The sequence below is a fragment of the Acidovorax sp. LjRoot204 genome (assembly GCF_056175785.1).
Map to the genome: position 1 here is coordinate 26,227 of NZ_JBGFFF010000004.1, position 22,043 is coordinate 48,269.

The 22,043-nt window shown below is 65.9% G+C and carries 24 protein-coding genes; 9 read left to right on the top strand and 15 right to left on the bottom strand.

Annotated features, from left to right (window positions below; all coding sequences use genetic code 11):
- Window positions 1–46 precede the first annotated feature (46 nt).
- Together AC04MI_RS01545 and AC04MI_RS01550 are read right to left on the bottom strand one after the other, a co-directional pair.
- Complete coding sequence (locus AC04MI_RS01545) at window positions 47–961, bottom strand: class I SAM-dependent methyltransferase (RefSeq protein ID WP_436076612.1); 915 nt, start codon at window positions 959–961, stop codon at window positions 47–49.
- 188 nt (window positions 962–1,149) lie between these two features.
- Window positions 1,150–1,896 (bottom strand): zf-TFIIB domain-containing protein, encoded by a 747-nt coding sequence (locus AC04MI_RS01550; RefSeq protein ID WP_056742379.1) that lies wholly within the window; start codon window positions 1,894–1,896, stop codon window positions 1,150–1,152.
- A gap of 131 nt (window positions 1,897–2,027) precedes the next feature.
- On the opposite strand from AC04MI_RS01550, the gene AC04MI_RS01555 reads away from it, so the two are divergent.
- The 4 genes from AC04MI_RS01555 (at window position 2,028) to AC04MI_RS01570 (ending at window position 7,028) form a co-directional block, all read left to right on the top strand.
- Window positions 2,028–3,317 (top strand): solute carrier family 23 protein, encoded by a 1,290-nt coding sequence (locus AC04MI_RS01555; RefSeq protein ID WP_056742381.1) that lies wholly within the window; start codon window positions 2,028–2,030, stop codon window positions 3,315–3,317.
- A 142-nt stretch (window positions 3,318–3,459) separates the two neighbouring features.
- Entirely contained in the window at window positions 3,460–5,001 is a 1,542-nt protein-coding gene (locus AC04MI_RS01560; protein WP_436076614.1) for an acetyl-CoA hydrolase/transferase family protein, read from the top strand.
- A gap of 201 nt (window positions 5,002–5,202) precedes the next feature.
- Window positions 5,203–6,354 carry an ABC transporter substrate-binding protein gene (locus AC04MI_RS01565; protein WP_436076615.1) on the top strand — a complete coding sequence of 384 codons (1,152 nt, stop codon included), beginning with the start codon at window positions 5,203–5,205 and terminating at the stop codon, window positions 6,352–6,354.
- A 251-nt stretch (window positions 6,355–6,605) separates the two neighbouring features.
- The gene (locus tag AC04MI_RS01570; protein ID WP_108500132.1) at window positions 6,606–7,028 is read left to right on the top strand and encodes a hotdog fold thioesterase; all 423 of its coding nucleotides are present in this window, start codon (window positions 6,606–6,608) and stop codon (window positions 7,026–7,028) included.
- A 198-nt stretch (window positions 7,029–7,226) separates the two neighbouring features.
- On the opposite strand, the gene AC04MI_RS01575 is transcribed toward AC04MI_RS01570, so the two are convergent.
- Both AC04MI_RS01575 and AC04MI_RS01580 read right to left on the bottom strand, forming a co-directional pair.
- Window positions 7,227–7,796: a cob(I)yrinic acid a,c-diamide adenosyltransferase gene (locus AC04MI_RS01575; RefSeq protein WP_436076616.1), complete on the bottom strand. Its 570-nt coding sequence runs from the start codon at window positions 7,794–7,796 to the stop codon at window positions 7,227–7,229.
- Window positions 7,797–8,057: 261 nt separating this feature from the next.
- Entirely contained in the window at window positions 8,058–8,498 is a 441-nt protein-coding gene (locus tag AC04MI_RS01580) for a hypothetical protein (RefSeq protein WP_056057040.1), read from the bottom strand.
- 316 nt (window positions 8,499–8,814) lie between these two features.
- On the opposite strand from AC04MI_RS01580, the gene AC04MI_RS01585 reads away from it, so the two are divergent.
- Window positions 8,815–9,183, top strand: coding sequence for an EF-hand domain-containing protein (locus AC04MI_RS01585; RefSeq protein WP_099732274.1), 369 nt, complete (start codon window positions 8,815–8,817; stop codon window positions 9,181–9,183).
- 131 nt (window positions 9,184–9,314) lie between these two features.
- On the opposite strand, the gene AC04MI_RS01590 is transcribed toward AC04MI_RS01585, so the two are convergent.
- The 10 genes from AC04MI_RS01590 to AC04MI_RS01635 form a co-directional block, all read right to left on the bottom strand.
- On the bottom strand, window positions 9,315–10,118 hold the full coding sequence (locus AC04MI_RS01590; RefSeq protein WP_056057037.1) for an amino acid ABC transporter ATP-binding protein: 804 nt from the start codon (window positions 10,116–10,118) through the stop codon (window positions 9,315–9,317).
- Window positions 10,102–10,755 (bottom strand): amino acid ABC transporter permease, encoded by a 654-nt coding sequence (locus AC04MI_RS01595; protein ID WP_056057035.1) that lies wholly within the window; start codon window positions 10,753–10,755, stop codon window positions 10,102–10,104. Before AC04MI_RS01595 ends, AC04MI_RS01590 begins: the two co-directional genes overlap by 17 nt.
- Window positions 10,756–10,761: 6 nt before the next feature.
- Complete coding sequence (locus AC04MI_RS01600) at window positions 10,762–11,436, bottom strand: amino acid ABC transporter permease (protein ID WP_099731602.1); 675 nt, start codon at window positions 11,434–11,436, stop codon at window positions 10,762–10,764.
- A gap of 68 nt (window positions 11,437–11,504) precedes the next feature.
- The gene (locus AC04MI_RS01605) at window positions 11,505–12,326 is read right to left on the bottom strand and encodes a transporter substrate-binding domain-containing protein (protein ID WP_099731603.1); all 822 of its coding nucleotides are present in this window, start codon (window positions 12,324–12,326) and stop codon (window positions 11,505–11,507) included.
- Entirely contained in the window at window positions 12,323–13,117 is a 795-nt protein-coding gene (locus AC04MI_RS01610; RefSeq protein WP_099731604.1) for a GntR family transcriptional regulator, read from the bottom strand. The genes AC04MI_RS01605 and AC04MI_RS01610 overlap by 4 nt, the downstream gene beginning before the upstream one ends.
- 254 nt (window positions 13,118–13,371) lie before the next feature.
- The gene (locus AC04MI_RS01615) at window positions 13,372–13,836 is read right to left on the bottom strand and encodes a DUF2752 domain-containing protein (protein WP_099731605.1); all 465 of its coding nucleotides are present in this window, start codon (window positions 13,834–13,836) and stop codon (window positions 13,372–13,374) included.
- The gene (locus AC04MI_RS01620) at window positions 13,808–14,380 is read right to left on the bottom strand and encodes a hypothetical protein (protein WP_056643459.1); all 573 of its coding nucleotides are present in this window, start codon (window positions 14,378–14,380) and stop codon (window positions 13,808–13,810) included. The genes AC04MI_RS01615 and AC04MI_RS01620 overlap by 29 nt, the downstream gene beginning before the upstream one ends.
- A gap of 108 nt (window positions 14,381–14,488) precedes the next feature.
- Window positions 14,489–15,997, bottom strand: coding sequence for a carboxylesterase/lipase family protein (locus tag AC04MI_RS01625; protein ID WP_436076617.1), 1,509 nt, complete (start codon window positions 15,995–15,997; stop codon window positions 14,489–14,491).
- Window positions 15,994–16,992: a Bug family tripartite tricarboxylate transporter substrate binding protein gene (locus AC04MI_RS01630; protein WP_436076618.1), complete on the bottom strand. Its 999-nt coding sequence runs from the start codon at window positions 16,990–16,992 to the stop codon at window positions 15,994–15,996. Before AC04MI_RS01630 ends, AC04MI_RS01625 begins: the two co-directional genes overlap by 4 nt.
- 96 nt (window positions 16,993–17,088) lie before the next feature.
- Complete coding sequence (locus tag AC04MI_RS01635; RefSeq protein ID WP_436076619.1) at window positions 17,089–17,781, bottom strand: TetR/AcrR family transcriptional regulator; 693 nt, start codon at window positions 17,779–17,781, stop codon at window positions 17,089–17,091.
- Window positions 17,782–17,951: 170 nt separating this feature from the next.
- On the opposite strand from AC04MI_RS01635, the gene AC04MI_RS01640 reads away from it, so the two are divergent.
- Entirely contained in the window at window positions 17,952–19,376 is a 1,425-nt protein-coding gene (locus tag AC04MI_RS01640; protein WP_436076620.1) for an FAD-binding oxidoreductase, read from the top strand.
- A gap of 131 nt (window positions 19,377–19,507) precedes the next feature.
- The gene (locus AC04MI_RS01645; protein WP_288851739.1) at window positions 19,508–20,128 is read left to right on the top strand and encodes an IPTL-CTERM sorting domain-containing protein; all 621 of its coding nucleotides are present in this window, start codon (window positions 19,508–19,510) and stop codon (window positions 20,126–20,128) included.
- 425 nt (window positions 20,129–20,553) lie between these two features.
- Here AC04MI_RS01645 and AC04MI_RS01650 read toward each other — a convergent pair whose 3' ends face one another.
- Window positions 20,554–20,892, bottom strand: a complete 339-nt coding sequence (locus AC04MI_RS01650) for an NIPSNAP family protein (RefSeq protein ID WP_436076621.1) — start codon at window positions 20,890–20,892, stop codon at window positions 20,554–20,556.
- A 79-nt stretch (window positions 20,893–20,971) separates the two neighbouring features.
- Between AC04MI_RS01650 and AC04MI_RS01655 the strand changes: the two genes are divergently transcribed.
- Both AC04MI_RS01655 and AC04MI_RS01660 read left to right on the top strand, forming a co-directional pair.
- On the top strand, window positions 20,972–21,700 hold the full coding sequence (locus AC04MI_RS01655) for an ArsR/SmtB family transcription factor (protein WP_436076622.1): 729 nt from the start codon (window positions 20,972–20,974) through the stop codon (window positions 21,698–21,700).
- Window positions 21,694–22,020: a YnfA family protein gene (locus AC04MI_RS01660; protein WP_209816647.1), complete on the top strand. Its 327-nt coding sequence runs from the start codon at window positions 21,694–21,696 to the stop codon at window positions 22,018–22,020. The genes AC04MI_RS01655 and AC04MI_RS01660 overlap by 7 nt, the downstream gene beginning before the upstream one ends.
- The last annotated feature ends 23 nt before the right edge of the window (window positions 22,021–22,043 follow it).

Below are 22,043 nucleotides of genomic sequence, written 5' to 3' on the forward strand. Positions count from 1 at the left end.
CCAGGCCACCGGTGGCGTCCCCCTCAGGGGGACGACGCGAAGCGGCTCAGGGGGGGCTGTCACTTACCCCCAGCGTGGCCAGGCCATACAGCGGCGCACCGAGCCAGGGGCGCCACCACATGTCCATGGCAATACCGGCCCAGCCGTAGCCCTCCGCCACGCTTTGCTCGCGCAGCAACTGCAGGCGCGGGTGCACGGCCGCCAGCTCTGCCATGCGGCCGACCCCCCACCGAAACTCCGCGCCCGTAGGCCCCACGCTGGCGTGGCGGGCCGCGCAACCCACGGCCTGGCGCGTCATCACATCCAGCACCATGCGCGAGCCCGGTGGCGCGTGCTGCGCAAACTCGGCCAGCACGGCGTGCACCTGCGCGGGTGGCAGGTACATCAACACGCCCTCACACACCAGCAGCACCGGGGGTGCGGTGCGCTGCGCGGGCAGCCCGAGCCGCTGCCACCAGCCGGGTTGCGACAGGTCCAGATCGGCATGGCGCATGCGCGGGCACTGCGGCGGCAACAGGGGCTTGCGCAGCGCCATCACCGCAGGCAGGTCCGCATCAAGCCACTGGTTGGCCCCCGTGTCCAGCCACTGAAAGTGGTGCGTGAGGCCACACCCCAGGTTGACGCCCAGGGCCTGCGGGTGCTCGGCAAAAAAGGCGCGCCCCGCCTCCTTGATGGCGCGGGTGCGCCACAGCACATGCAGCACCGTGGGCAGGTCGTCCAGGGTGCTGCTCACATCGGCACCCAACTGGGTCAGCAAGGCCTGGGCCACGGCATCGTGGCAGTCGAGCCAGGGGAAATAGCGCCCGCCGTGGGCGCGGGCGGCCAAAGGGATGAGCAAGGTGCTGGGCACGGGGGGCAGCTGCGCGCGCTGCAGCAGGCTGCCGGTGCGGTGGAGCGCACGCGCCGGTGGCGCAGGGCTGCGCGGCGATCGGGCTGGGCGTCTGGTGGGGGACTGCGGCACGGGGCGCTCCTCCAGTGGCTGCAGGCGCCACGGTTGCGTGGGTGGCCCAGGGCAAGGACCTCGGGGCCTCAGAACAGGTTCTTGGACCATTCTGAACGGTCTGCCCCAGTCTGTCGTGAATGACCGCAGCGCGTGCTGCGGTATGTCAATGCACTGGCGGGGCTTGCGGCCAGCGCGACGCTGAATCCCTAGTCTTTCACCAGCGCCCACACCAGCGCCACCCCGGCGGCCAGCAGGTCTCCGGTGAATGAGCTGTCATTGGCGTCGCTGCTGGCCGTGGTGAACGCCCGCTTCTGGCGCTCCCGCTCGGCCCGGGTGCGGTCGCGCTCCAGGGCCACCAGGGCGTCGCCAATGTCCACGGGCGATGCCGGCGCCGCCGGTGCCTTGGCGCTCGCGGCGGCATAGCCCTCCATGGCGCGCACCACGGCCTGGGGGTCGATGAGGGAGAACGCGGCGCGGCAGTAGGGGCAGGCGTGGTCCTTGCGGATGTCCACAGGGGCGCCGCAACTGGTGCAGTAGATGGCGCCCACGCGCTTGGCCAGGTCGTCGATCTCGGGGCGCGTCATGTGGCGCACAAAGCCTTTTTCGACCATGAAGGACGAGAAGGTGCTGAAGCGCCCATGCTGTCGCCCGCAGCGGTACACCATATAGCGGCCGCTGCGCACCACGTCGTAACCCTTGGCCAGGCTGGTGTTGCAGCGCGGGCAGGCCATGCTCTCGGCCAGGGCCTGGTGCTGGTCCACACGGTGCTCGTGCAGCAGCCGAAACAGCTCGACCACGGACTGGGGCGTGAGCTTGAGGTTCTCGTGCCGGTCAAACCACAGGCCCTGGCAGGCAAAGCAGATGTCCAGCTCCAGCGAATCGCCCAGGTTGCTGGCAAAGCGGTGCGCCTGCATGGGTTGGCGGCACGAGGGGCAAGTGGGTGCAGGAAACATGGCAGTGAGGGTCTGGGCAACGGTGCGGGGTGCCTCGCGGGGGCGGGGGCATCGTAACCCGCCCGGGATGCTCGTCCCCCACCCTGGCCGCATCCACTAGCATTCGCGCCTCAACCACAAGGAACAACCACATGGGATTCATGAACTGGCGTGTGAAAAGCGCTGATGTGTTGCAACAAGGCGGCGTGATCGCGCCGGACGAGCGGCTGCCCTGGCCGCAGACGGCGGTGATGGGCGTGCAGCACGTGATTGCGATGTTTGGCGCCACGGTGCTGGCGCCCATCCTGATGGGCTTTGACCCGAACGTGGCCATCCTGATGAGCGGCATCGGCACTCTGATCTTCTTCCTCGTCACCGGCGGCAAGGTGCCCAGCTACCTGGGCTCCAGCTTTGCGTTCATTGGCGTGGTGATTGCGGCCACGGGCTATGCGGGCCAGGGAGCCAATGCCAACATCGGCGTGGCGCTGGGCGGCATCATTGCGTGTGGCCTCGTCTACACGCTCATCGGAGCGCTGGTGCAGGCGATTGGCACGGGCTGGATCGAGCGCTTCATGCCGCCCGTGGTCACCGGCTCGGTGGTGGCGGTGATCGGGCTGAACCTCGCGGGCATTCCCATCAAGAACATGGCGGCCAGCAACTTTGACAGCTGGATGCAGGTGGTGACCTTTGTGAGCGTAGGCCTGGTGGCCGTGCTCACGCGCGGCATGGTGCAGCGCCTGTTGATCCTGGTGGGGCTGATCGTGGCCAGCATCATCTATGCGGTACTGACCAACGGCCTGGGCCTGGGCAAGCCCATGGACCTGACCGCACTGGCCAACGCTGCGTGGTTTGGTTTGCCGAACTTTGCAGCCCCGCAGTTCAGCGGCAATGCCATGTTGCTGATCGCGCCCGTGGCCATCATCCTGGTGGCCGAGAACCTGGGCCACGTGAAGGCCGTGACGGCCATGACCGGCCAGAACCTGGACCGCTACATGGGCCGCGCGTTCATCGGTGACGGCATTGCCACCATGGTCAGTGGCAGCGCAGGCGGCACGGGCGTGACCACCTATGCCGAGAACATCGGCGTGATGGCGGCGACCAAGATCTATTCCACCGCCGTGTTCCTGCTGGCGGGTGTGTTTGCGCTGGTGCTGGGCTTTTCCCCCAAGTTCGGCGCACTGATCCAGACCATTCCGCTGCCGGTGATGGGCGGCGTGTCCATCGTGGTGTTTGGCCTGATCGCGGTGGCGGGTGCCAAGATCTGGGTGGACAACAAGGTGGACTTTTCACAGAACAAGAACCTCATCGTCGCGGCCATCACCCTCATCCTGGGCACGGGCGACTTCACGCTCAAGTTCGGCCAGTTCGCGCTGGGCGGCATCGGCACCGCCACGTTCGGGGCGATCCTGCTGTACGCGCTGCTCAACCGCAAAGCGGCGTAATCTGTGGATGTGGCCGGACCGAACCGCATTTGTAAGGGTTAACCCTTAATTTGTAAGGAACGAAGGCTAGCATCCTGGGTTTTGTCCACAGGGCCATCCGCTCACCGGGCGGGTGGCTTTTTTCTTTTTGCGGAGTTTGTTCATGTCCCTGGCCGATCGGGTGCTGTACCCCGACTTTCTCTCCCGCACCATGACCGCCGACGAGGCGGCCGCCCTGATTCCTGCCGGTGCCCATGTGGGCATGAGCGGATTCACCGGCGCGGGCTACCCCAAGGCCGTGCCCGGCGCACTGGCGCGCCGCATCGAGAGCCTGAACGCGCAGGGCCATGGCTTCAAGATCGGGCTGTGGACAGGCGCCAGCACCGCACCCGAATTGGACGGCGCGCTGGCCCAGGTAGACGGCATCGAGATGCGCCTGCCCTACCAGTCCGACCCCACGGTGCGCCGCCAGATCAACGCGGGGCAGATGCAGTACGTGGACATCCACCTGTCGCACGTGGCGCAGTTTGTGTGGTTCGGCTTTCTGGGCAAGCTGGATGTGGCGGTGGTCGAGGTGGCGGGCGTGTTGCCCGACGGGCGGCTGATCCCCTCGTCCTCGGTGGGCAACAACAAGACCTGGCTGGACCAGGCCGACAAGGTCATCCTCGAAGTGAATGCCTGGCACAACCCGCAGCTGGAGGGCATGCACGACATCTACTACGGCACCGATGTACCGCCGCACCGCAAGCCGATCCCCATGACACGGCCTGATGAGCGCATTGGCGAGCCCTACCTGCGCTGCGACCCGAGCAAGGTCATCGCCGTGGTGATGACCAACCAGCCCGACCGCAACAGCGTGTACGCCGCGCCCGATGACACCTCCAACCGCATCGCGGGCCACATCATCGACTTCCTGCAGCACGAGGTGAAAAAGGGCCGCCTGCCCGCAGACCTGCTGCCGCTGCAGTCGGGCGTGGGCAACATCGCCAACGCGGTGCTGGCAGGGCTGAACAACGGCCCGTTCGACAACCTCACGGCCTACACCGAAGTGCTGCAGGACGGCATGCTGGACATGCTGCGCTCGGGCAAGCTGGCCAGCGCCTCGGCCACGGCGCTGTCGCTGAGCCCTGCAGCCATGCAGGACTTCAACGACCGCATCGACTACTACAAGCAGCGCATCGTGCTGCGCCCGCAGGAGATCAGCAACCACCCAGAGCTGATCCGCCGCATGGGCCTGATCGCAATGAACGGCATGATCGAGGCCGACATCTATGGCAACGTGAACTCCACGCATGTGATGGGCTCGGCCATCATGAACGGCATCGGCGGATCGGGCGACTTTGCGCGCAATGCCTACCTGTCGATCTTCATGACGCCGTCGCTGGCCAAGAACGGCAGCATCTCGTGCATCGTGCCCATGGCCTCGCATGTGGACCACACCGAGCACGATGTGCAGATCCTCGTCACCGAACAAGGCCTGGCCGACCTGCGCGGCCATTCGCCCACACAGCGCGCCGAAATCATCATCGACCGCTGCGCGCATCCGGACTTCCGCCCCGCACTGCACGACTATGTGGCCCGCGCCAAACGGGGCGCCGTGGGCCAGCACACGCCGCACCTGCTGAACGAGGCCTTGTCGTGGCACCAGCGGTATGTGGAGACGGGCAGCATGCGCGCGCCAGCAGGCCCGGCCAGCGCGGCATAAGGGCGCAAGGGCCACAAAGGGCAAATTCGGCACAAGGGGACGCGGCGCGCGCCCCAGGCCCTGCCAGGCCTTTGACAGCCAATTGCCAGCCTGGGTAGATAAAATCAGGGTTAACCCTAGGTCTATCGACCTCCCCCAGTCCACCCTCCACCAGCCCCCATCCGGGGCTGGTGGCTTTTTTGCCTGCGAGTTTTTTTGACCATGCAACGCCGTCAGTTCACCCAATCCCTTGTGGCCGCAAGCACCGGCCTGCTGCTTGCCACCTCTTCGCGCGCCGTGGGCGTGCAGGACCCCATGGACGCCAAGAGCGTGACCATTGGCTGCTCCATCGGCATGACCGGCGCACTGGCCAGCCTGGGCAAGGAATTGAAGCAAGGGCTGGATGCGGGCATTGCACAGGCCAACGCCAAGGGCATCCATGGCCGCGAGATCAAGCTGCTGGCACTGGACGACGGCTACGACGCCGCGCGCTCCGAAGACAACGTGCGAAAGCTGATTGCCGACGCCAACGTGGTCTCGCTGATCTCCTGCATGGGCACGGCCAACAACCAGCGCATCCTGCCGCTGGTGGACGAGGCGCAGATCCCCTATGTGGCCCCGCAAAGCGGCGCCACCTCGCTGCGCAAGGCCGAGTACCGCTCGGTGTTCCACGTGCGCGCCAGCTACACCGACGAAGCCCAGCGCCTGGCGCAAAAGCTGGTGTCCATGGGCATCACCGAGCTGGCTGTCGTGTACCAGGACACGGCCTTTGGCCGCGAGTTTCAGGCCGATGTGACCAAGGCCATGGCCGCCGCCAAGCAGCCCGCACCCAAGGCCTTCAAGCTCGACGCCCAAGGCGCCCAGGTGGCGGATGTGGTGGGCAAGGCCGTGGCTGCCAAGCCCAACGCCGTGCTGCTGGGCACGGCGGGCGACATCACCGCCACGCTGGTCAACGAGTTCAAGAAAGTGTCGCCCAGCACGCCGCTGGCCGCCACCAGCGTGGCGCTGTCGGGCGACAACCTGCGCCAGCTGGGCGGCAAGGCCTCGGGCATTGCGCTGTCGATGGTGCTGCCCGACGCGGCCCGCACCAGCTTTGCCGTGGTGCGCGACTACCAGAAGGCCATGCGCGCACTGGGCTACCAGGAGTTCTCGGCCCGCAGCTTTGAAGGCTATGTGAACGCCCGCGTGCTGGCCGAGGGCCTGGAGCGCGCCGGCCGCGACCTGACCCGCGCCAAGCTGCGCAACGCCCTCGCAGGCATTCGCAGCAACGACCTGGGCGGCCTGTCCATCGACTACGCCAGCGGCGCGCCGTATGTGGGCTCGCGTTTTCTGGACCTGGGGGTGATGGGCGCCAACGGGAAGTTTGTGGGCTGAGGCTAGGAGCCTGTCGGACTTGGAGCGTCGATAGCGAGAATCGGCCCCAGCGAGGACAGTTTTTGCCGGATTTGCAGACCCATAGCCCAGCTATGGGGCAAAAAGACGGTAAAAAATGGACCGCTGCGGCCGATTCGCAGCCGACGACTTCCAAGTCGGACAGGCTCCTAGGCGCCTGCGGCACAGGGCGGGACCACAGGCATTGGCACAATCAGCGGCTTGCACTGACTTGGCCCTGCCCCGTGACCACCATGCCCATCTGGAAAAAACCCATCGACCTGGCCCTGCTGAAGGCCGCCAACCGCAACACCGCCGTAGAGCACCTGGGCATTGAGTTTGTCGAGGTGGGTGACGACTTTCTGCGCGCCCGCGTGCCGGTAGACCACCGCACCATCCAGCCCTTTGGCCTGCTGCACGGCGGTGTCAGCGTGGTGCTGGCCGAGTCCATGGGCTCCACCGGCGCCTACTACACCCTGCCGGAGGGCTACCGCGCCGTGGGCCTGGACATCAACGCCAACCACCTGCGCTCTGCCACCAGCGGCTGGGTGACCGGCACGGCAAAGCCGGTGCACATCGGCCGCACCACACACGTGTGGCACATCGATCTGCACAACGAAGCGGGTGAGCTGACCTGTGTGTCGCGGCTGACGATGGCGATCCTCGCACCGAGATAAAGTGCATCCCCCTGAGGCGCTTCGCGCCTTCCCCCTTCTCTCGCATCGCAAGCGCGATCCGGGATGGGGGACACCGCCAGCGCGGCGGGGCGGCCCTTGCGCGGCGGTCTTGGCCTGGGGACGCGCCCGTGGCAAAGGCTGGGGGTATTTTTGATGAAATCGGCCCCAAGCGCTAGAAGAATATGCGCTGGTAGCTATCTATTCTGTAGCGTTTTGCTGGGCCAGGCGCTCGCTTTTCCAGTACACGTCATCACCGCCATCCATGCGGTTGAGCACGCGGGCGAGCACGAACATCAGGTCGGAGAGGCGGTTGAGGTACTGGCGCGGCGCGTCGTTCAGCGCCTCTTCGTTGCCCAGGGCGACCACGGCGCGTTCAGCGCGGCGGGCCACGGTCCGGCACACGTGGGCCTGTGACGCGGCGCGGGTGCCCGCGGGCAGGATGAACTCCTGCAGGCGCGGCAGCGCGGCGTTGTGGTGGGCCAGAGCTTCGTCCAATGCCAAGACGGCGTCGGTCTTGAGCAGCTCGAAGCCCGGGATCGACAGCTCGCCTCCCAGGTTGAACAACTGGTGCTGCACCTCGACCAGCAAGGTGCGGACTTCATCGGGCAGCGGCTCGCACAGCAACAGGCCGATGTGCGAGTTGAGTTCATCCACATCGCCCATGGCATGGATGCGCAGGCTGTTTTTGGAGACGCGCTGGTTGTTGCCCAGGCCGGTGGTGCCGGCGTCGCCGGTGCGGGTTGCGATTTCTGTGAGTCGGTTGCCCATGGGGAGCCTTGATGAGGAAACGGGAGGATGGATGCCAGCTTCTGCGCTGCACAAGCCACCGCAGTGAATCTGCCCCGAATTCTCCGCCACCGCCACGCGGGTGCAAGCCTTTCGCCTCCAATCCCCTACGCACTGCGCCATGAGCACTGACTGCCCACCACACGCAGCATGCCCGCTACGCGAACCCACGCCCTGTGGCACACAGCATGGTGCGCCACAGGGCGACAGCCCAGCGCTATGAAGGCGCTGCGTACGGCGAGATCAATGCGCAGCGGGGGCGCGGTTGAGCTTGTCGATGTCGGCTGTGGATACGCCAGCGTTGGTGGGCTTCATGGTGTCCCATGCATGTGCGTGGTAGGTGTCCCACTCCTGGCGCGACACCATGCCGTCGCCGTTGGTGTCCATCAGGCGCGCATTGACGCGTGCATCGGCCTTGGCTGCGGCCTTGCCGCCTGAAGCGCTGGGGTTGATCTCGGCCACCGGAGCCGCACGTCCGTCGCCAGCTGCGGGGTTGGCAGGCATGGCGCTGCTGTTGGCGCTGCGCGTGTCCACCTTGTTTTGCGCCTTGGACGCCGCCGCACCACCGGATGCAGAAGGGTTCACCTCGGACGGAGGGCGCGCATTGCTGTTGGCGGGGGCCTGGGCCAGCGCAGCGGTGCATGCCAATGCGGCCAGAGCGGCGAAGACGGTTTGCTTTTGCATGGAGAACTCCTTCAGAAAAACGTGCGATCAAGCGAAATGCTTGGATGCATTGTTTTGCCGCACCCCGCCCCCGCTTGTAGGACGTTCACGGGCCTGCAGGTCAGGCCAAGCGCCTGAGCATGTGGGGTGTGAACGCGTACCAGGGGACGCTTGCGTCTGGCTACAAACTGTGCGGACATCTACACACAACAGGCGTGCCGCGTTACACCGCGCTGGCAAATGTAGAGTGAGGCAACAGCAGGCAAGAGTGCTGGCGCGGCACGCTTTGCTGCGGTGCAATGCAACCCTGTTCAACTTCCAAGGAGCCAGGCTCACCATGAAAGCACTGCAACGACGCCACTACTCGTTCGACACACGCAGCGTGATGCTCTTCGCCGCCCTCTCTCTGGGTGGTGTGGGTGCCTTGCAGGCACAGACGTCCTCCTCTTCCTCTCCTCCCCAATTTGGCCCCGCAAGCAAGAGCACCGCACAGTCAGGCTCGCCTTTTTCTGTGGGGCCCAGCAGTGGCGGCGTCTCCACCGCAGCGGCCGTCGCATTTGACAAGGCCGACACCAACAAGGACGGTCAGCTGAGCGCGCAAGAGGCCGCCACGCTGCCAGCCATCAGCCAACGTTTCAAGGAACTCGATACCGACAAGAACGGATCGCTGTCCCGCGCCGAGTTCGACAAGGGGGTGCAGTCCTGACCCTGCCCAACGCTTAACTGCCCTGAGCCAGAGGCCGGGGTAGGCGCAACTACCAAACCGCAAAGCCTGCCCGCGCTGGAACTCCAGGGCGTGGGCAGGCCTTTGTGCGTACAAGCAGCGGCAAATGAATTTCAGTCGTGCAACGATGACAAAAACTGCTGCAGCTCAGGCGTCTGCGGACTTCCAAACAGCTGGGCAGGCGTGCCCTGCTCATGCACCCGCCCCTGGTGCATGAAGATCACACGGTCGCTCACCTTGCGGGCGAACGCCATCTCGTGCGTGACCATCATCAGCGTCATGCCTTCTTGCGCCAGCGATTCGACCACGCGCAGCACCTCACCCACCAGTTCAGGGTCCAGCGCCGAGGTGATCTCGTCGCACAGGAGCACCTGCGGCTCCATGGCCAGTGCGCGAGCAATGGCCACGCGCTGTTGCTGCCCGCCCGAGAGCTGGTCGGGCATGGCGTCAAACTTTTCGGCCAACCCCACGCGCGCCAAAAGCTGACGCGCCTGCGCCTCGGCCGCCTTGGCATCGCGCGCCTTCACCAGCGTGGGCGCCAGCATGATGTTGCGGCCCACAGAGAGGTGCGGAAACAGATTGAAGCTCTGGAAGATCATGCCCACCTGCTGGCGCAGCGCGCGCATGGCGGCAGGGCTGTCGTGCAGCAGCTTCTGGCCGTTGACGCTGAGGGCGCCTTCCTGGAACTCCTCCAGCCCATTCACGCAGCGCAGCAACGTGCTCTTGCCCGAGCCACTCTTGCCGATGATGGCGATGACCTCGCCGCGCTGCACTTTCAGGTCGATGCCCTTGAGCACTTCATTGCTGCCATAGGACTTGCGCAGCGCAGTGATGTCCACAATGGGCGGCTCACCCACCACGATGCCGTCGTGCGCAGGGGTGGGTTTGGTTGCGGAGGCTTCAGCGGCGATGGCCATGGAGTTTCCTTTCAAGGGACTGCGCCACCAGGCTCACCGGGAAGCACAAAACAAAATACAGCAGCGCTACGCAGGCGTAGACGAGGAAGGGCTTGTAGGTGGCGTTGGAGATCATGCTGCCCGCCTTGGTCAGCTCCACAAAGCCGATGACCGAAGCCAGCGCCGTGCCCTTGATCACCTGCACCAGAAAGCCCACCGTGGGCGGCACCGCGATGCGCAGCGCCTGCGGCAGCACCACATGGCGCAGCTGTTCGCCGAAGTTGAGCGCCAGGCTCTGCGCCGCCTCCCACTGCCCCTTGGGGATGGAGGCCACACAGCCGCGCCAGATCTCTGTGAGGTAGGCACTGGTGTAGAGCGTGAGCGCCACCGCAGCGGCCGTCCACGGCGAGGTCTTGATACCGAACAGCGCAATGCCGAAGTAGGCCAGGAACAGCTGCATCAGCAGCGGCGTGCCCTGGAACACCTGCACATAAGCGCCCACCGCGCGGTCCACGCCCCGGACCTTGGACAGGCGCAGTACCAGCAGCACCAGGCCCACCAGGCCCCCACCGATGAAGGCGATGAGGGACAGGGACACCGTCCAGCGCGCTGCCAGCAGCAGGTTGCGCAGGATGTCCCAAAGGGAAAATTCAACCATCTCGATTTACCTCCCCACCAAGAATCGGGTCCCCACCCACATCAGCAGACGACGAGTCAACATCGACAGCACCAGGTACACAGCAGTGGCCAGGATGAAGGCCTCGAAGGCGCGGAAGGTGTTGCTGGAGATCAGGTTGGCGGCGTAGCTCAGCTCGGGCGTGGAGATCTGGCCGCACACGGCCGAGCCCAGCATCACGATGATGATCTGGCTGACCATGGCAGGCCACACCTTTTGCAGCGCGGGCGGCAGCACCACGCGCCGGAAGGTCTGGCCCGGCGTCAGCGCCAGGCTGTGCGCGGCTTCGATCTGGCCGCGTGGCGTGGCCTCGATGCCTGCGCGGATGATTTCGGCGGAATACGCGCCCAGGTTGATCACCATGGCCAAGACCGACGCGAACTCGGGCGAGAGCTTGAGCCCCAGCGCGGGCAGGCCGAAGAACAGGAAGAACAGCTGCACGATGAAAGGCGTGTTGCGCACCAGCTCCACATAGCTGGCCACGGCCCAGCGCAACGCAGTGGGCCGGTGGCCCAGGTTGCGCGCACGCGCCCAGGCGCAGACCGTGCCCAGCAGCAGGCCCAGCACGGTGCCCACGATGGTGAGGGCTATGGTCCAGACCACGCCACGCACCAGCAACGGCCACGACGCGAAGACGGCAGAAAAATCGAGCGCAATCAGCATGCTTGTGCCCTGCGCCGCTTGTCGCGCCGCAGGCCCTTGGGTTTCAGCAATTCATCCTGTGCGCCGCATCACAGGGGCAGGTCACCCGCAGGACGACCCAGCCACTTGTTGGACAGCTTGTCGATGTCGCCCGACTTGCGGGCCTCGGCAATGATTTCGTTCACGCGCAGGCGCAGCTTGTCTTCGCCTTTGGCCACACCGATGAAGTTCGGGCTGTCCTTGAGGAGCAGCTTGTATTCGGTGGCCAGGTTGGGGTTCTTGACCATGATGGTGCCCGCCGTCGATGCGCTGGTCGCAATGGCCTGCGTCTGGCCCGACACAAAGGCCGCAATGCTGGCGGCGTGGTCTTCAAAGCGCTTCACGTCCACGCCGGCAGGCGCGACCTTGGCCAGCTCCTGGTCTTCCATGGCGCCGCGCGTCACGGCCACCGTCTTGCCCGCCAGGTCGGCAAAGCTCTTGATGTTCAGGCTCTTGCTCGCAAACACGGCCTGGAAGAACGGTGCGTAGGCCGCAGTGAAGTCGATCACTTTCTCGCGCTCGGGGTTCTTGCCCAGGGTGGAGATCACGAGGTCGGCCTTCTGCGTTTGCAGGTACGGGATGCGGTTGGCGCTGGTCACGGGAATCAGCTCGACCTTGACGCCCAGCTTGGCGCCGATGTAATTGGCCATCTCCACGTCCAGCCCCTGGGGTTTGAGGTCCGTGCCGACAAAGCCGTAGGGCGGGTAGTCGGTGGGAATGGCGATCTTGATTTCCTTGGCCTTGAGGATGTTGTCCAGCGCGTTCTGCGCGTGGGCGGCAGGTGCGATCAGGGCCGCTGCGAGGCCGGTGGCGGCAAGCACGCCCAGGGTCAGGCGGCGGGTGGACGAAGTGACGGTGCGGACGGTGGTCATAGCAGGGCTCCTAGGTAGGTGGATGCGTCGGCAGGTGCGTCTGGGTCAGACGCTGGGGGGATGGAACTGGTGGCGGCGCGGGGCTTGCGCGCGCGGGCTGGTGCGGTGGTTGGTGCGGGGCTCTTGCGCACCGGTGCCAGCGCGTCGCGCAGCCCGGCCAGCGGGTCGCTGCTGGCCTGCAGGCGCAGGGCCGACTGCACGGTGCCGATGTGCTCGGACATGAGTGCCTCGGCGCCGGCAATGTCTCCCGCTTCCAGCGCCTCGACGATGCGCACATGGTCGGCACAGCTCTGAGCCGCATCGTGCGATGACTGGTAGAGCATGGCAATGAGCGTGGTGCGCGCCGTGAAGTCGCGCAGCGTGTCGGCCAGCAGGCTGTTGCCCAGGCATTCAGCCAGGCACACATGGAAGTCTCCCAGCAAGAAGCTGCGCATGCCCACATCGGTGCCCGCCAGCGCGGCCTTTTCGCGTTGCAGATGGCTCTTGAGCTGGCGCAGCGCCGTCTTGTCCACCACCTTGAGCTGGTGCAGCAGGCCCAGCTCGATCACGCGGCGCGCCTCAAAGGCCTCGCGCGCTTCGTCCTGCGACGGCTCGATCACATACCAGCCGCGCCGGGCACTGACGGTGACGATGCCCCGTGTGGCCAGCCGCGTGAGCGCCTCGCGCACGATGGTGCGGCTGCAGTCGAACAGCATGGCCAGCTGCTGCTCGCCCAGGCGGGAGCCGGGCGCGAGCTTTTGGGCCATTACGGCTTCGATGATGCGGTTGCTGATCTCGGTGGCGGTGGTCATTGCCTGCGGTATCGCAGGTTCCGTGCCAACTGGTATACAAGCTGAATGCACCAGCCTGGCGCACGGAGGCTGTGCACCATGGGGCTGTCTGCCCCGCAACGATGCGCGGGGCTGCGCTAACCTGACCCGAGGGGATGCTTGTGCATGGATGTGGTGCAGGCGCTGGCGTTGGCGGGCCACCGGCTGCGCAGGGCCCTCAGACGGCCCTAGAAGGCGGTCGCCTCACGAAGAGGTGAGTAGCAACCAACGAGCGGCTACACCAGCCCGGCCAGGCGCGAGAGCCAGGACAGCACCAACCCGCTGCCCAGCACGGCAAACACTGCCGGGTGCCACCAGGGCCAGCGCGCCACGCGGCGGCGGCCCTGAGCGCCTTCGACCACCGCCTGGCCCGCCAGCAGCGACAGCCACAGCAGCAACACCAGCGCACCCGGGTTGGCCGCCCAGGCGGCCGCCCAATCGCCCTGGACCAGGGCCGCACACGCGTGCGTGCCGCCGCACAGCGGGCAGGGTATGCCCGTCAGCGCAAGAAACCCGCAACCCAGACCCAGCCCGCCCTGACCCAGCCACCAGGGCGTGGCCGCCATGGCCAGCGGCCAGCCCAGGCCCAACGCCAGTCGCTGCCGCCGATCGCCCCCGCCCAAAGGCTGCCAGGCGGGTGGGCTGCCCACCGGCACCACTGCGGGGCCGGGGTCAGAGGGGAGGAAGGGCCACCGGCTCATCGCCCACCAGCTGGCGTGCCATGTAGTAGGAGCCGATGGTGGACAGCGGCAGCGTCAGCAGCGCACCCACCCAGCACAGCAGGAAACCCAGCGAGCCCACTATGCCCAGCACCAGCGAGCAGAAGAACGCCGAGCCCAGGTTCTTGGTCACGATGGTCCAGGCCTGGCTGAAAGCCGCGACGCCATCGCGCTCGCCGCGCGCTACGAGGAACAGTGCCACAGGGGGCAGCGCCATGACCAGCAAGCCGGGGATGAAACACAGCATGAAGCCCAACGACACCACCAGCGAACTGATGAGCCCCGCCACAAAGGCGGGCACAAAGTCATCAAAGCCCCGAAAGACGTCGCCGATCTGCACCGCTTCGCCGCGCGTCTCGCGCTCGATCATGCGCATGTAGCCCACCATCATGGGTCCGGCCAACAGGCCCGCGCTGATGCCGGCGACCACCATCACCAGCAAGGTGCACACCACATGGGTGAGGACGTTTTTCTTGAAGGTGCCCCAGGCACCCGACAGGCAATCTCCCACACTGGCTGAAGCCATGGCAATCCCTCTCTCTGTAGTTGGTCAGTCGCGCGCAAGCGCGGTCTCAGTGTAGCGAGCCGACGGCCGCTGTGGTACCCCTGACGGGTGAGCTCTGAGAGAGGGTCGCTACAGAACTCCCTCCCACAGCGCAAACCGCTCCGGCTCCGTGTGGGGCGCACAAAACAGCGTTTCGCCCACATGCTGGACCGGTGGCTGTGCACCGGCATACGGCATCCATCCAGGGTTGCCATCCCGCGCAAACGCCACCCAGCGCTGCTGAAGTGCCTCGGCCAGCGCAGCGGGCGGCGTCGGCCCCGTGAGTTCCTGCCCTGTGGGCGTGTGGAGATTGCCGAACACAAACGGCAGCTCCACCCCATGCGCTGCGCCCAAGCGCCCACGCCACTGCGGCGAGGGCCAGGTGAACTCATAACCATGGGCGCTGCGGGCCCAGCGGTGGGCCAGCGCGGCAATGCGCTGCGCGGGCACGCGGTAGTAGTAGTCGGATTGCAGAGCGCACAGCCACTCGCCAGGCGTTTGCTGTGCGGGTGGCAGCATGTTTCTAAGGGCCTGTGCGGCGGAGGCATTCAAGCCCACGTCCTGCGCAAAGGCATGGACCTGCGCCTCCGTCACCCGGTCAATGGCACCGCCGGGAACGTGGTACAGGCGCATCTCCTGCGCGTTGCTGCCCACCAGCACCTGCAGGGCCGGCGGCTGGTTGGCCCACTGTTGCGCCAGCGCCTCCAACGGCGGTGCGGTGAGCACCTGGCCATCCACCACGGGCCGCAAGGGAAAGAAGTTGCGTCCGCCCAGCCCGTGCTGTTGCCGCAGGGCGGGCTCGGAGGTCAGCCGGTGTACGGCGTGCAGCACAGCAGCCTGCTGCGCCGCGCCCAGTGCAGCCAGGGTGGGCTCCACACCCGCCAGCACAGCCACGGCATGGCGCGCCGCAGCAGCCTCCTGCAAGGTCTGGCAGGCGACGCTGGGGCTTTGCAAAATGGCGCGCTGGAACAACCCACGCGACGCGGGCATGCCCATCAGACAGGCCAAGGCCCCGGCACCGGCCGACTGGCCGAACACCGTAGTGCGCGCTGGATCTCCGCCCCAGGCGTGGATATGGTCGCGCACCCACTGCAGTGCCATCAGCAGGTCCAGCAGGCCGCGATTGGCGGGCGCAGCGTGCTCCTCGCCCTCGAAGTGCAAAAACCCGTCAATGCCCAAACGGTACTGCACCGACACCACCACCACGCCGCGCCGCGCCAGCGTTGCCCCGTCATACAGCGGCTCGCTGGCCGCGCCGCGAAAGAAGCCTCCGCCATGCACCCAGACCATGACGGGCAAGTGGGCGCCGGGCTCGGCGGTTGGCGCCCACACATTGACCGCCAGGCAGTCGTCGCCCCCCAGCATGGGCGCATCGGCACGCGCGCTGCGGGCCAGCTGCGGTGCCATGGGCGCAAACGCGGTGGCATTGCGCACACCAGACCACGGCAATGTGGGCAACGGCGCCGCAAACCGCAGCGCGCCGCGTGGCGCTTGCGCGTACGGCATGCCACGGAACACACGCACGCCCTCCTCCCACAGGCCGCGCAGTTGCCCACCGTGGGCCAGCGTGACCTGAGGCTCTGCAGTGCCCGTCGTCATTCCGTGGCCAGGCCCAGCTTGTCGATCAGCGGGCGCCACACGGCCGCATCACGCGCCGCCCAGGTGCGCGCATCGGCAGGTGCGGTGGCAGTGAGCGTGACGTTCATGGCTTCAAGGCGAGCCTTGTACTGCGAATCGCCACCCCGACACTTCTCAGTGACCGCATTGAGCCGGTTCAGCAACTCGGGGGGCGTGCCGACCTTGGCCACCACGGCGATCCACGCGGGCCGCGCCAGGTCGCTGGCGGCCGGCAAGGCTTCGGCGATGGTGGGCACTTCGGGCAGCAAGGGCGAGCGCTGCGCACCAAACAGCGCCAGCGGCACCAGCTTGCCCGCCTTGACCTGTGCGGCCGCCGTGCCAATCACCAGCGTCATCGCGTGGATCTGCTGGCCCATGAGCGCGGTCAGGCCCGCGCCCTCACCCACAAAAGGCACATGGGTGCCGGGCACACCCAGCTTCTCCACCAGCGCCGAGGTCAGCAGGTGCGCTGGGCTGCCCTTGCCCGGCGACCCGAAGTTGACCCCGCCCGGCGTGGACCGCGCCAGCTTTTGCAGATCCGCCAGGCTGGCAATACCCTGCCCTGCGGGCACGGCCAGCACCAGCGGCGACGTGCCCAGCACGGCCACGCCGTCAAAGTCGCGCAGCGGATCGTAGGGCTGCTGCTTGTAGACGTAGGGCGTGATGGTCATCTGCGACATGCCGATGCTCAGCAGGTTATAGCCATCTGCAGGCTGGGCCTTGAGGTAGTTGACAGCCAGGATGCCGTTGGCCCCGGGCTTGTTCTGCACCACGACGGGCTGACCCAGTTCGCGCGCGGCGCAGTCGGCCCACACGCGGGTCATCGCGTCCGAGCCACTGCCGGGCGGCTGCTGGGCGATGAGCTGGATGGGTTTGGCCGGGTAGGCAGCAGGCTGCTGCGCCTGGGCGCGACCGGCCAGGCAGGCGAGTGCGGCCAGCGCGACCATGCTTGGAACGCGCGTAAAAGCTGAGGTCATGGGTGTGTCTCCTGGTAATGTTTTCTTCGATGGATGTCCGCGATGCGTGGCGTGCAGGCGGGAGATGCCGCACGACAAGCAGGCAGACACAAGGGGTCAGCGACGGCGTGTACGTGCCTTGGTGGACACAGCGGCTGCCGTTGATGGCACAGCCGCTTCGCACCGGGTGGCAATCCAGTCGGCCAGGCAAGCCAGTTGTGCCTGCTGGACGGTATCGGGCACGGTGGGCGGTGCAGGCGCAAACAGCTGCAGCAGCCCCAGCCCGCGCAGCGACGACAGCACCAGGCCCAGCAGTCCATCGCGGTCGGGTTCTGCTGCCAGCTCGGGGAAGGCGCTGAAAAAGCCTTCGTGCATGCGCGCCTGCACGCTCTGGCGCAGCTCGGCAATGTGGCCCAGCACCTCGGGCTGGTTGCGGCAGCCCAGGTAGATGTTCCAGGCCACGATGAAACGCGGCTGCGCGTAGACCAGGCGCCACACCGCCTGCACAAACTTCGCCGCCCGCTCGCGCGCGGGCAGTGCCGCGCTGGGCCAGAATTCGCCCGAGCGCACGGTGGACTCGATCAGCTCGCTCAGCACGTTCATCATCAGCACCGCCTTCGACTCGAAGTGGTGCTGCACCGCGCCCGAGGTCATGCCCGCCGACTTGGCCAGCTCGTGGATGGACATCTCCTCCAGGCTGCGGTGCTGGATCACGTCGATGGCCGTGGCGATCAGGTGCTGGCGGGTGGCGGCGCTGCGCTCCGCATGGGTGCGGCGCGTCCCGGCCTTGGGGGAAACACGGTGGTTCATGGCGCTTTCACAATATACATTTCGAACGTAATGTATTTACACCCCCGCTGACCAGCAAGCCCGTGAATACCCGCATCCCCACCCGGGCCCAAGGTGGATCACCCAGGGCCCAGCCACGGGGCCGAACCTAGAATGCTTCTCACTGACCGCACCCACCGGAGACACACACCATGAACGCCCCCACCGCTGCCGCCCACCTGCTGCCCGAAATCCAACTGCGCGACGTTCCGCAAGCCCTCATCGATGCGCTGCAGGCCCGCTTTGGCGCGCAGTGCTCGCTGGCCCAGGCGGTACGCGAACAGCATGGGCGCGACGAAGGCTCGCTGCAGGCCCCACCGCCCAGCGCCGTGGTGTTTGCCGAAAGCACGCAGGACGTGGCCGATGCGGTGAAGCTGGCCAGCCAGTACGAAGTGCCCGTGATCCCCTACGGCGCGGGTTCGTCGCTCGAAGGCCACCTGCTGGCCGTGCAGGGCGGCATCAGCATTGACGTGAGCCGCATGAACCAGGTGCTCAGCATCAACGCCGAAGACCTCACTGTGACGGTGCAACCCGGTATCACACGCAAGGCACTGAACGAAGCCATCAAGGACACCGGTCTGTTCTTCCCCATCGACCCCGGCGCCGACGCCAGCATCGGCGGCATGAGCGCCACGCGCGCCAGCGGCACCAATGCCGTGCGCTACGGCACCATGCGCGAGAACGTGCTGGCGCTGGAGGTGGTCACTGCCAGCGGCGAGGTCATCCACACCGGCACCCGCGCCAAGAAGAGCAGCGCGGGCTACGACCTCACGCGCCTGATGGTGGGCAGCGAAGGCACGCTGGGCATCATGACCGAGATCACCGTGCGCCTGTACCCGCTGCCCGAAGCCGTGAGCGCAGCCATCTGCTCCTTCCCCAGCATCGAAGCGGCCGTGCGCACCACCATCCAGATCATCCAGATCGGTGTGCCGATTGCGCGTGTGGAACTCATCGACCACCACACGGTGCGCATGGTGAACGCACACAGCAAGCTGACCTTGCGCGAGGAACCCATGCTGCTGATGGAGTTCCACGGCTCACCCGCCAGCGTGAAGGAACAGGCCGAGATGGTGCAAGACATTGCCAGCGAATTTGGCGGCCAGGCCTTTGAATGGGCCAGCACTCCCGAAGAGCGCACGCGCCTGTGGGCCGCACGGCACAACGCCTACTTTGCTGCGGTGCAAAGCCGCCCCGGCTGCCGCGCCATCAGCACCGACACCTGTGTGCCCATCAGCCGCCTGGCCGACTGCCTCCTCGAATCGGTGGACGAGGTCGAAGCCAGCGGCATCCCCTACTTCCTCGTCGGCCACGTGGGCGACGGCAACTTCCACTTCGGCTACCTCATCGACCCGAACAGCGCCGAAGAACGCACCAAGGCCGAGGCCATGAACCACACCCTGGTGGCCCGGGCTCTGAGCATGGGCGGCACCTGCACCGGCGAGCATGGCGTGGGCATCCACAAGATGGGTTTTTTGCTGGACGAGACCGGCACCGGCGCGGTGGACATGATGCGCGCCATCAAGCGGGCGTTGGACCCCAAAAATATTCTCAATCCTGGAAAGATTTTTGCGCTTTGAGACAGTGCCGAAGAGAGTCTGGCTACAGGTCGCCTGCGCCACATTCGTTCTCGGATAAGACAGTCCGGTTGGTTACCCTGCACCTGATGAGACCGTACACTGTTACATCTCACAGCCCAGTAGTAGTAATCATGAAAAGACCAATTAAAACCATGCTAGCCGCCTTGCTGATCAGCGGGACAGTTGCGCAAGCTGCGGTGACGGTGACGATTCAGCAAGTTGGTTCTAGTTTGGTAGTCAATTCAACAGGCACGCTGAATACCGCTGTTTGCACGGGGATAGGTGGCCCAACCGTCTCGAGCGCCAATGGCATGGATACGGGTGTCAACGCTGGCCTCGCATTCGGTGCAGTGGGATCATCGCAGCAGCAATGCCTTGGTACGACCATTACGCCCAATACTGACTTTGGCACGGGAGCGAGCCTTACAGGACCAACAAACGCCGGGGTCTCATACTTCTTTCAGCCCAACTTGGCATCAGGATTCTGGGGACCTACCGGTTGGACATCGGCCACCAACTTGGTAGCAACGATGACGTTCGCAGGTGCTACCCTTGCCAGTGCCGGGCTCACACCCGGTAGTTACGCTTACACGCTCAGCAATGGCGGGAGTTCGGACACCATCACATTGAACATTCTTGCCGCGAGCCCTGCGTCGATTCCTACACTATCAGAATGGGGTTTGATTGCGCTCGTTTCGGTATTGGGCTTGAGCGGCGTTGTCGGCATTCGACGTCATAACAGATCGCGATAGGTATCTACCACTTCGGGGCGACCAAGAAAAAGGCGATTGCACGACGAACGTCATTGAGCGAGAGGCTTAGCTCAGCGAGTTGCAAAAGCTTGAGGGGGCACGGACATATGACGATCGAGCGGAACTGGGCCTAGATGAACAGGACCCGGTGGTTGCGGAAGCCCCGACACAGACCGATCAACACTACGTGCATTGCACACGTTGCTTTCTCTGCTCCGCTCGTGAATAAACTCTGGACAGGACCTAGAGTGAGGCTCTCGTCGGTCATTGGGTCCGAAGCGGTAAGTGCAGCAGACGCCTCCGCAGCAAGCTCGTGCTCAAAGCACGCAGACATCAAACAGACCGGACACTCTCCGCTATGAACTAAATCGGTCAAGTCATACGCGGCTGCCACGAGCGTTAGGACACGCGGGAGTGCAAAAACGTTAGGGCGCCCCACAGTGGGTCGGCAGGTCCAGCGTGCCTACCACCCCCTGTGTGAACGTGCGCTCCTCGCGAAGAATGAAGCGCTTATCCTGCGCCAGTGCAAAGTTCGCAAGGCCTTCCGGGTCTGCGCGCAGCCGCGCACGGTAGGCCTCGTAGGCAGCCAGGGACTCAAAGCCGATCAGGCCCCAGGCCTCGTAGTTGCTGCCTTCGTGCGGCAGGAAGTAGCCCAGCAGATGACCACCGCAGCGGGGAATGATCTGGCCCCAGCGGCGTGCGTATTCGGCGAACAGCTCGCGCTGAAAGGGATCGATTTCGTAGCGAATGAAGCATGTGATCATGGCGTTCAGGAGAGGTTGGTGGACAAGGGCTTCACGATAGGCGGTTGACGGCCATCAATGGTTCGCCCAAGATCGAACCATGAAAGACGGCCCCCACATCGCGCGCATTGCCGCGCTCATCGGCGACAGCGCACGCGCCGAAGTCCTCACCGCCCTGATGGCGGACCGCGCGCTCACGGCCACCGAGCTGGCTGACATTGCAGGCGTGACCAAGCAGACCATCAGCGCCCACCTCGCCAAGCTGCTGGATGCAGGCCTGATCGCCGTGGAGAGCCAGTGTCGGCACCGCTACTTCCGGCTGGCGGACCGCGATGTGGCGCACTTGCTGGAATCACTGATGAACGTGGCGTTTCGCGCCGGTGCCGTGCGGCTGCGCGCCAGCCCCCGGGAGCCAGCACTGCGCCGCGCGCGCATTTGCTACGACCACCTGGCGGGCGAGGTGGGCGTGCAGTTTTATGAAGCGCTGGTGCGCCAGGGCATGCTGCAGGCCACGCCCCAGGGGACGACCATCACGCCCGCTGGCGCGCGGTGGTTTGCGCACGTGGGTATCGACACATCCACGCTGGCGCAGCAGCGGCGCATGGTGTGCCGCCCCTGCCTGGACTGGAGCGAGCGCCGCCACCACCTGGGCGGCGCCCTGGGCGCGGCGCTGCTGCAGCGCCTCTTCGACGGGGGATGGGCACAACGCGCTCAGGACTCGCGCGTTGTGCACTTCACCCCCAAGGGCGAGCTGGCGCTGCGCCAGTGGCTGGCCACCCACCCGGATGCCCCGAACTCCAGTGCCGCACAAGGCCCCGCACCATGCTGAATACCCTGCTGCTTTTCATCGCCACGGCCCTCGCCGAAATCGTGGGCTGCTACCTGCCCTGGCTCTGGCTCAAGCAAGGCAAGCCCGCGTGGCTCCTGTTGCCTGCTGCAGCGAGCCTGGCCCTGTTTGCATGGCTCTTGACGCTGCACGATACCGCAGGCGCAGGCCGCGTGTATGCAGCCTACGGCGGGGTCTACATCGGGGTGGCACTGGTATGGCTGTGGGCGGTGGATGGCATCCGCCCCACGCCATGGGATGTAGCGGGCGTGCTGGTGGCGCTGGCAGGCATGGCGATCATCATGCTGCAACCTGCGCGCTGACGCCGACATGCGCCGTGGGCAAG

Excerpts from the sequence above, each read along its gene's own strand:
- AC04MI_RS01640 (WP_436076620.1), top strand. The coding sequence starts at position 17,952 with ATGAACGCCCCCACCGCTGCCGCCCACCTGCTGCCCGAAATCCAACTG.
- AC04MI_RS01655 (WP_436076622.1), top strand. The coding sequence starts at position 20,972 with ATGAAAGACGGCCCCCACATCGCGCGCATTGCCGCGCTCATCGGCGAC.
- AC04MI_RS01610 (WP_099731604.1), bottom strand. The coding sequence starts at position 13,117 with ATGACCACCGCCACCGAGATCAGCAACCGCATCATCGAAGCCGTAATG.
- AC04MI_RS01560 (WP_436076614.1), top strand. The coding sequence starts at position 3,460 with ATGTCCCTGGCCGATCGGGTGCTGTACCCCGACTTTCTCTCCCGCACC.
- AC04MI_RS01590 (WP_056057037.1), bottom strand. The coding sequence starts at position 10,118 with ATGGCCATCGCCGCTGAAGCCTCCGCAACCAAACCCACCCCTGCGCAC.
- AC04MI_RS01660 (WP_209816647.1), top strand. The coding sequence starts at position 21,694 with ATGCTGAATACCCTGCTGCTTTTCATCGCCACGGCCCTCGCCGAAATC.
- AC04MI_RS01595 (WP_056057035.1), bottom strand. The coding sequence starts at position 10,755 with ATGGTTGAATTTTCCCTTTGGGACATCCTGCGCAACCTGCTGCTGGCA.
- AC04MI_RS01645 (WP_288851739.1), top strand. The coding sequence starts at position 19,508 with ATGAAAAGACCAATTAAAACCATGCTAGCCGCCTTGCTGATCAGCGGG.
- AC04MI_RS01605 (WP_099731603.1), bottom strand. The coding sequence starts at position 12,326 with ATGACCACCGTCCGCACCGTCACTTCGTCCACCCGCCGCCTGACCCTG.
- AC04MI_RS01625 (WP_436076617.1), bottom strand. The coding sequence starts at position 15,997 with ATGACGACGGGCACTGCAGAGCCTCAGGTCACGCTGGCCCACGGTGGG.
- AC04MI_RS01555 (WP_056742381.1), top strand. The coding sequence starts at position 2,028 with ATGGGATTCATGAACTGGCGTGTGAAAAGCGCTGATGTGTTGCAACAA.
- AC04MI_RS01620 (WP_056643459.1), bottom strand. The coding sequence starts at position 14,380 with ATGGCTTCAGCCAGTGTGGGAGATTGCCTGTCGGGTGCCTGGGGCACC.
- AC04MI_RS01570 (WP_108500132.1), top strand. The coding sequence starts at position 6,606 with ATGCCCATCTGGAAAAAACCCATCGACCTGGCCCTGCTGAAGGCCGCC.
- AC04MI_RS01650 (WP_436076621.1), bottom strand. The coding sequence starts at position 20,892 with ATGATCACATGCTTCATTCGCTACGAAATCGATCCCTTTCAGCGCGAG.
- AC04MI_RS01550 (WP_056742379.1), bottom strand. The coding sequence starts at position 1,896 with ATGTTTCCTGCACCCACTTGCCCCTCGTGCCGCCAACCCATGCAGGCG.
- AC04MI_RS01580 (WP_056057040.1), bottom strand. The coding sequence starts at position 8,498 with ATGCAAAAGCAAACCGTCTTCGCCGCTCTGGCCGCATTGGCATGCACC.
- AC04MI_RS01615 (WP_099731605.1), bottom strand. The coding sequence starts at position 13,836 with ATGAGCCGGTGGCCCTTCCTCCCCTCTGACCCCGGCCCCGCAGTGGTG.
- AC04MI_RS01565 (WP_436076615.1), top strand. The coding sequence starts at position 5,203 with ATGCAACGCCGTCAGTTCACCCAATCCCTTGTGGCCGCAAGCACCGGC.
- AC04MI_RS01635 (WP_436076619.1), bottom strand. The coding sequence starts at position 17,781 with ATGAACCACCGTGTTTCCCCCAAGGCCGGGACGCGCCGCACCCATGCG.
- AC04MI_RS01585 (WP_099732274.1), top strand. The coding sequence starts at position 8,815 with ATGAAAGCACTGCAACGACGCCACTACTCGTTCGACACACGCAGCGTG.
- AC04MI_RS01630 (WP_436076618.1), bottom strand. The coding sequence starts at position 16,992 with ATGACCTCAGCTTTTACGCGCGTTCCAAGCATGGTCGCGCTGGCCGCA.
- AC04MI_RS01575 (WP_436076616.1), bottom strand. The coding sequence starts at position 7,796 with ATGGGCAACCGACTCACAGAAATCGCAACCCGCACCGGCGACGCCGGC.
- AC04MI_RS01600 (WP_099731602.1), bottom strand. The coding sequence starts at position 11,436 with ATGCTGATTGCGCTCGATTTTTCTGCCGTCTTCGCGTCGTGGCCGTTG.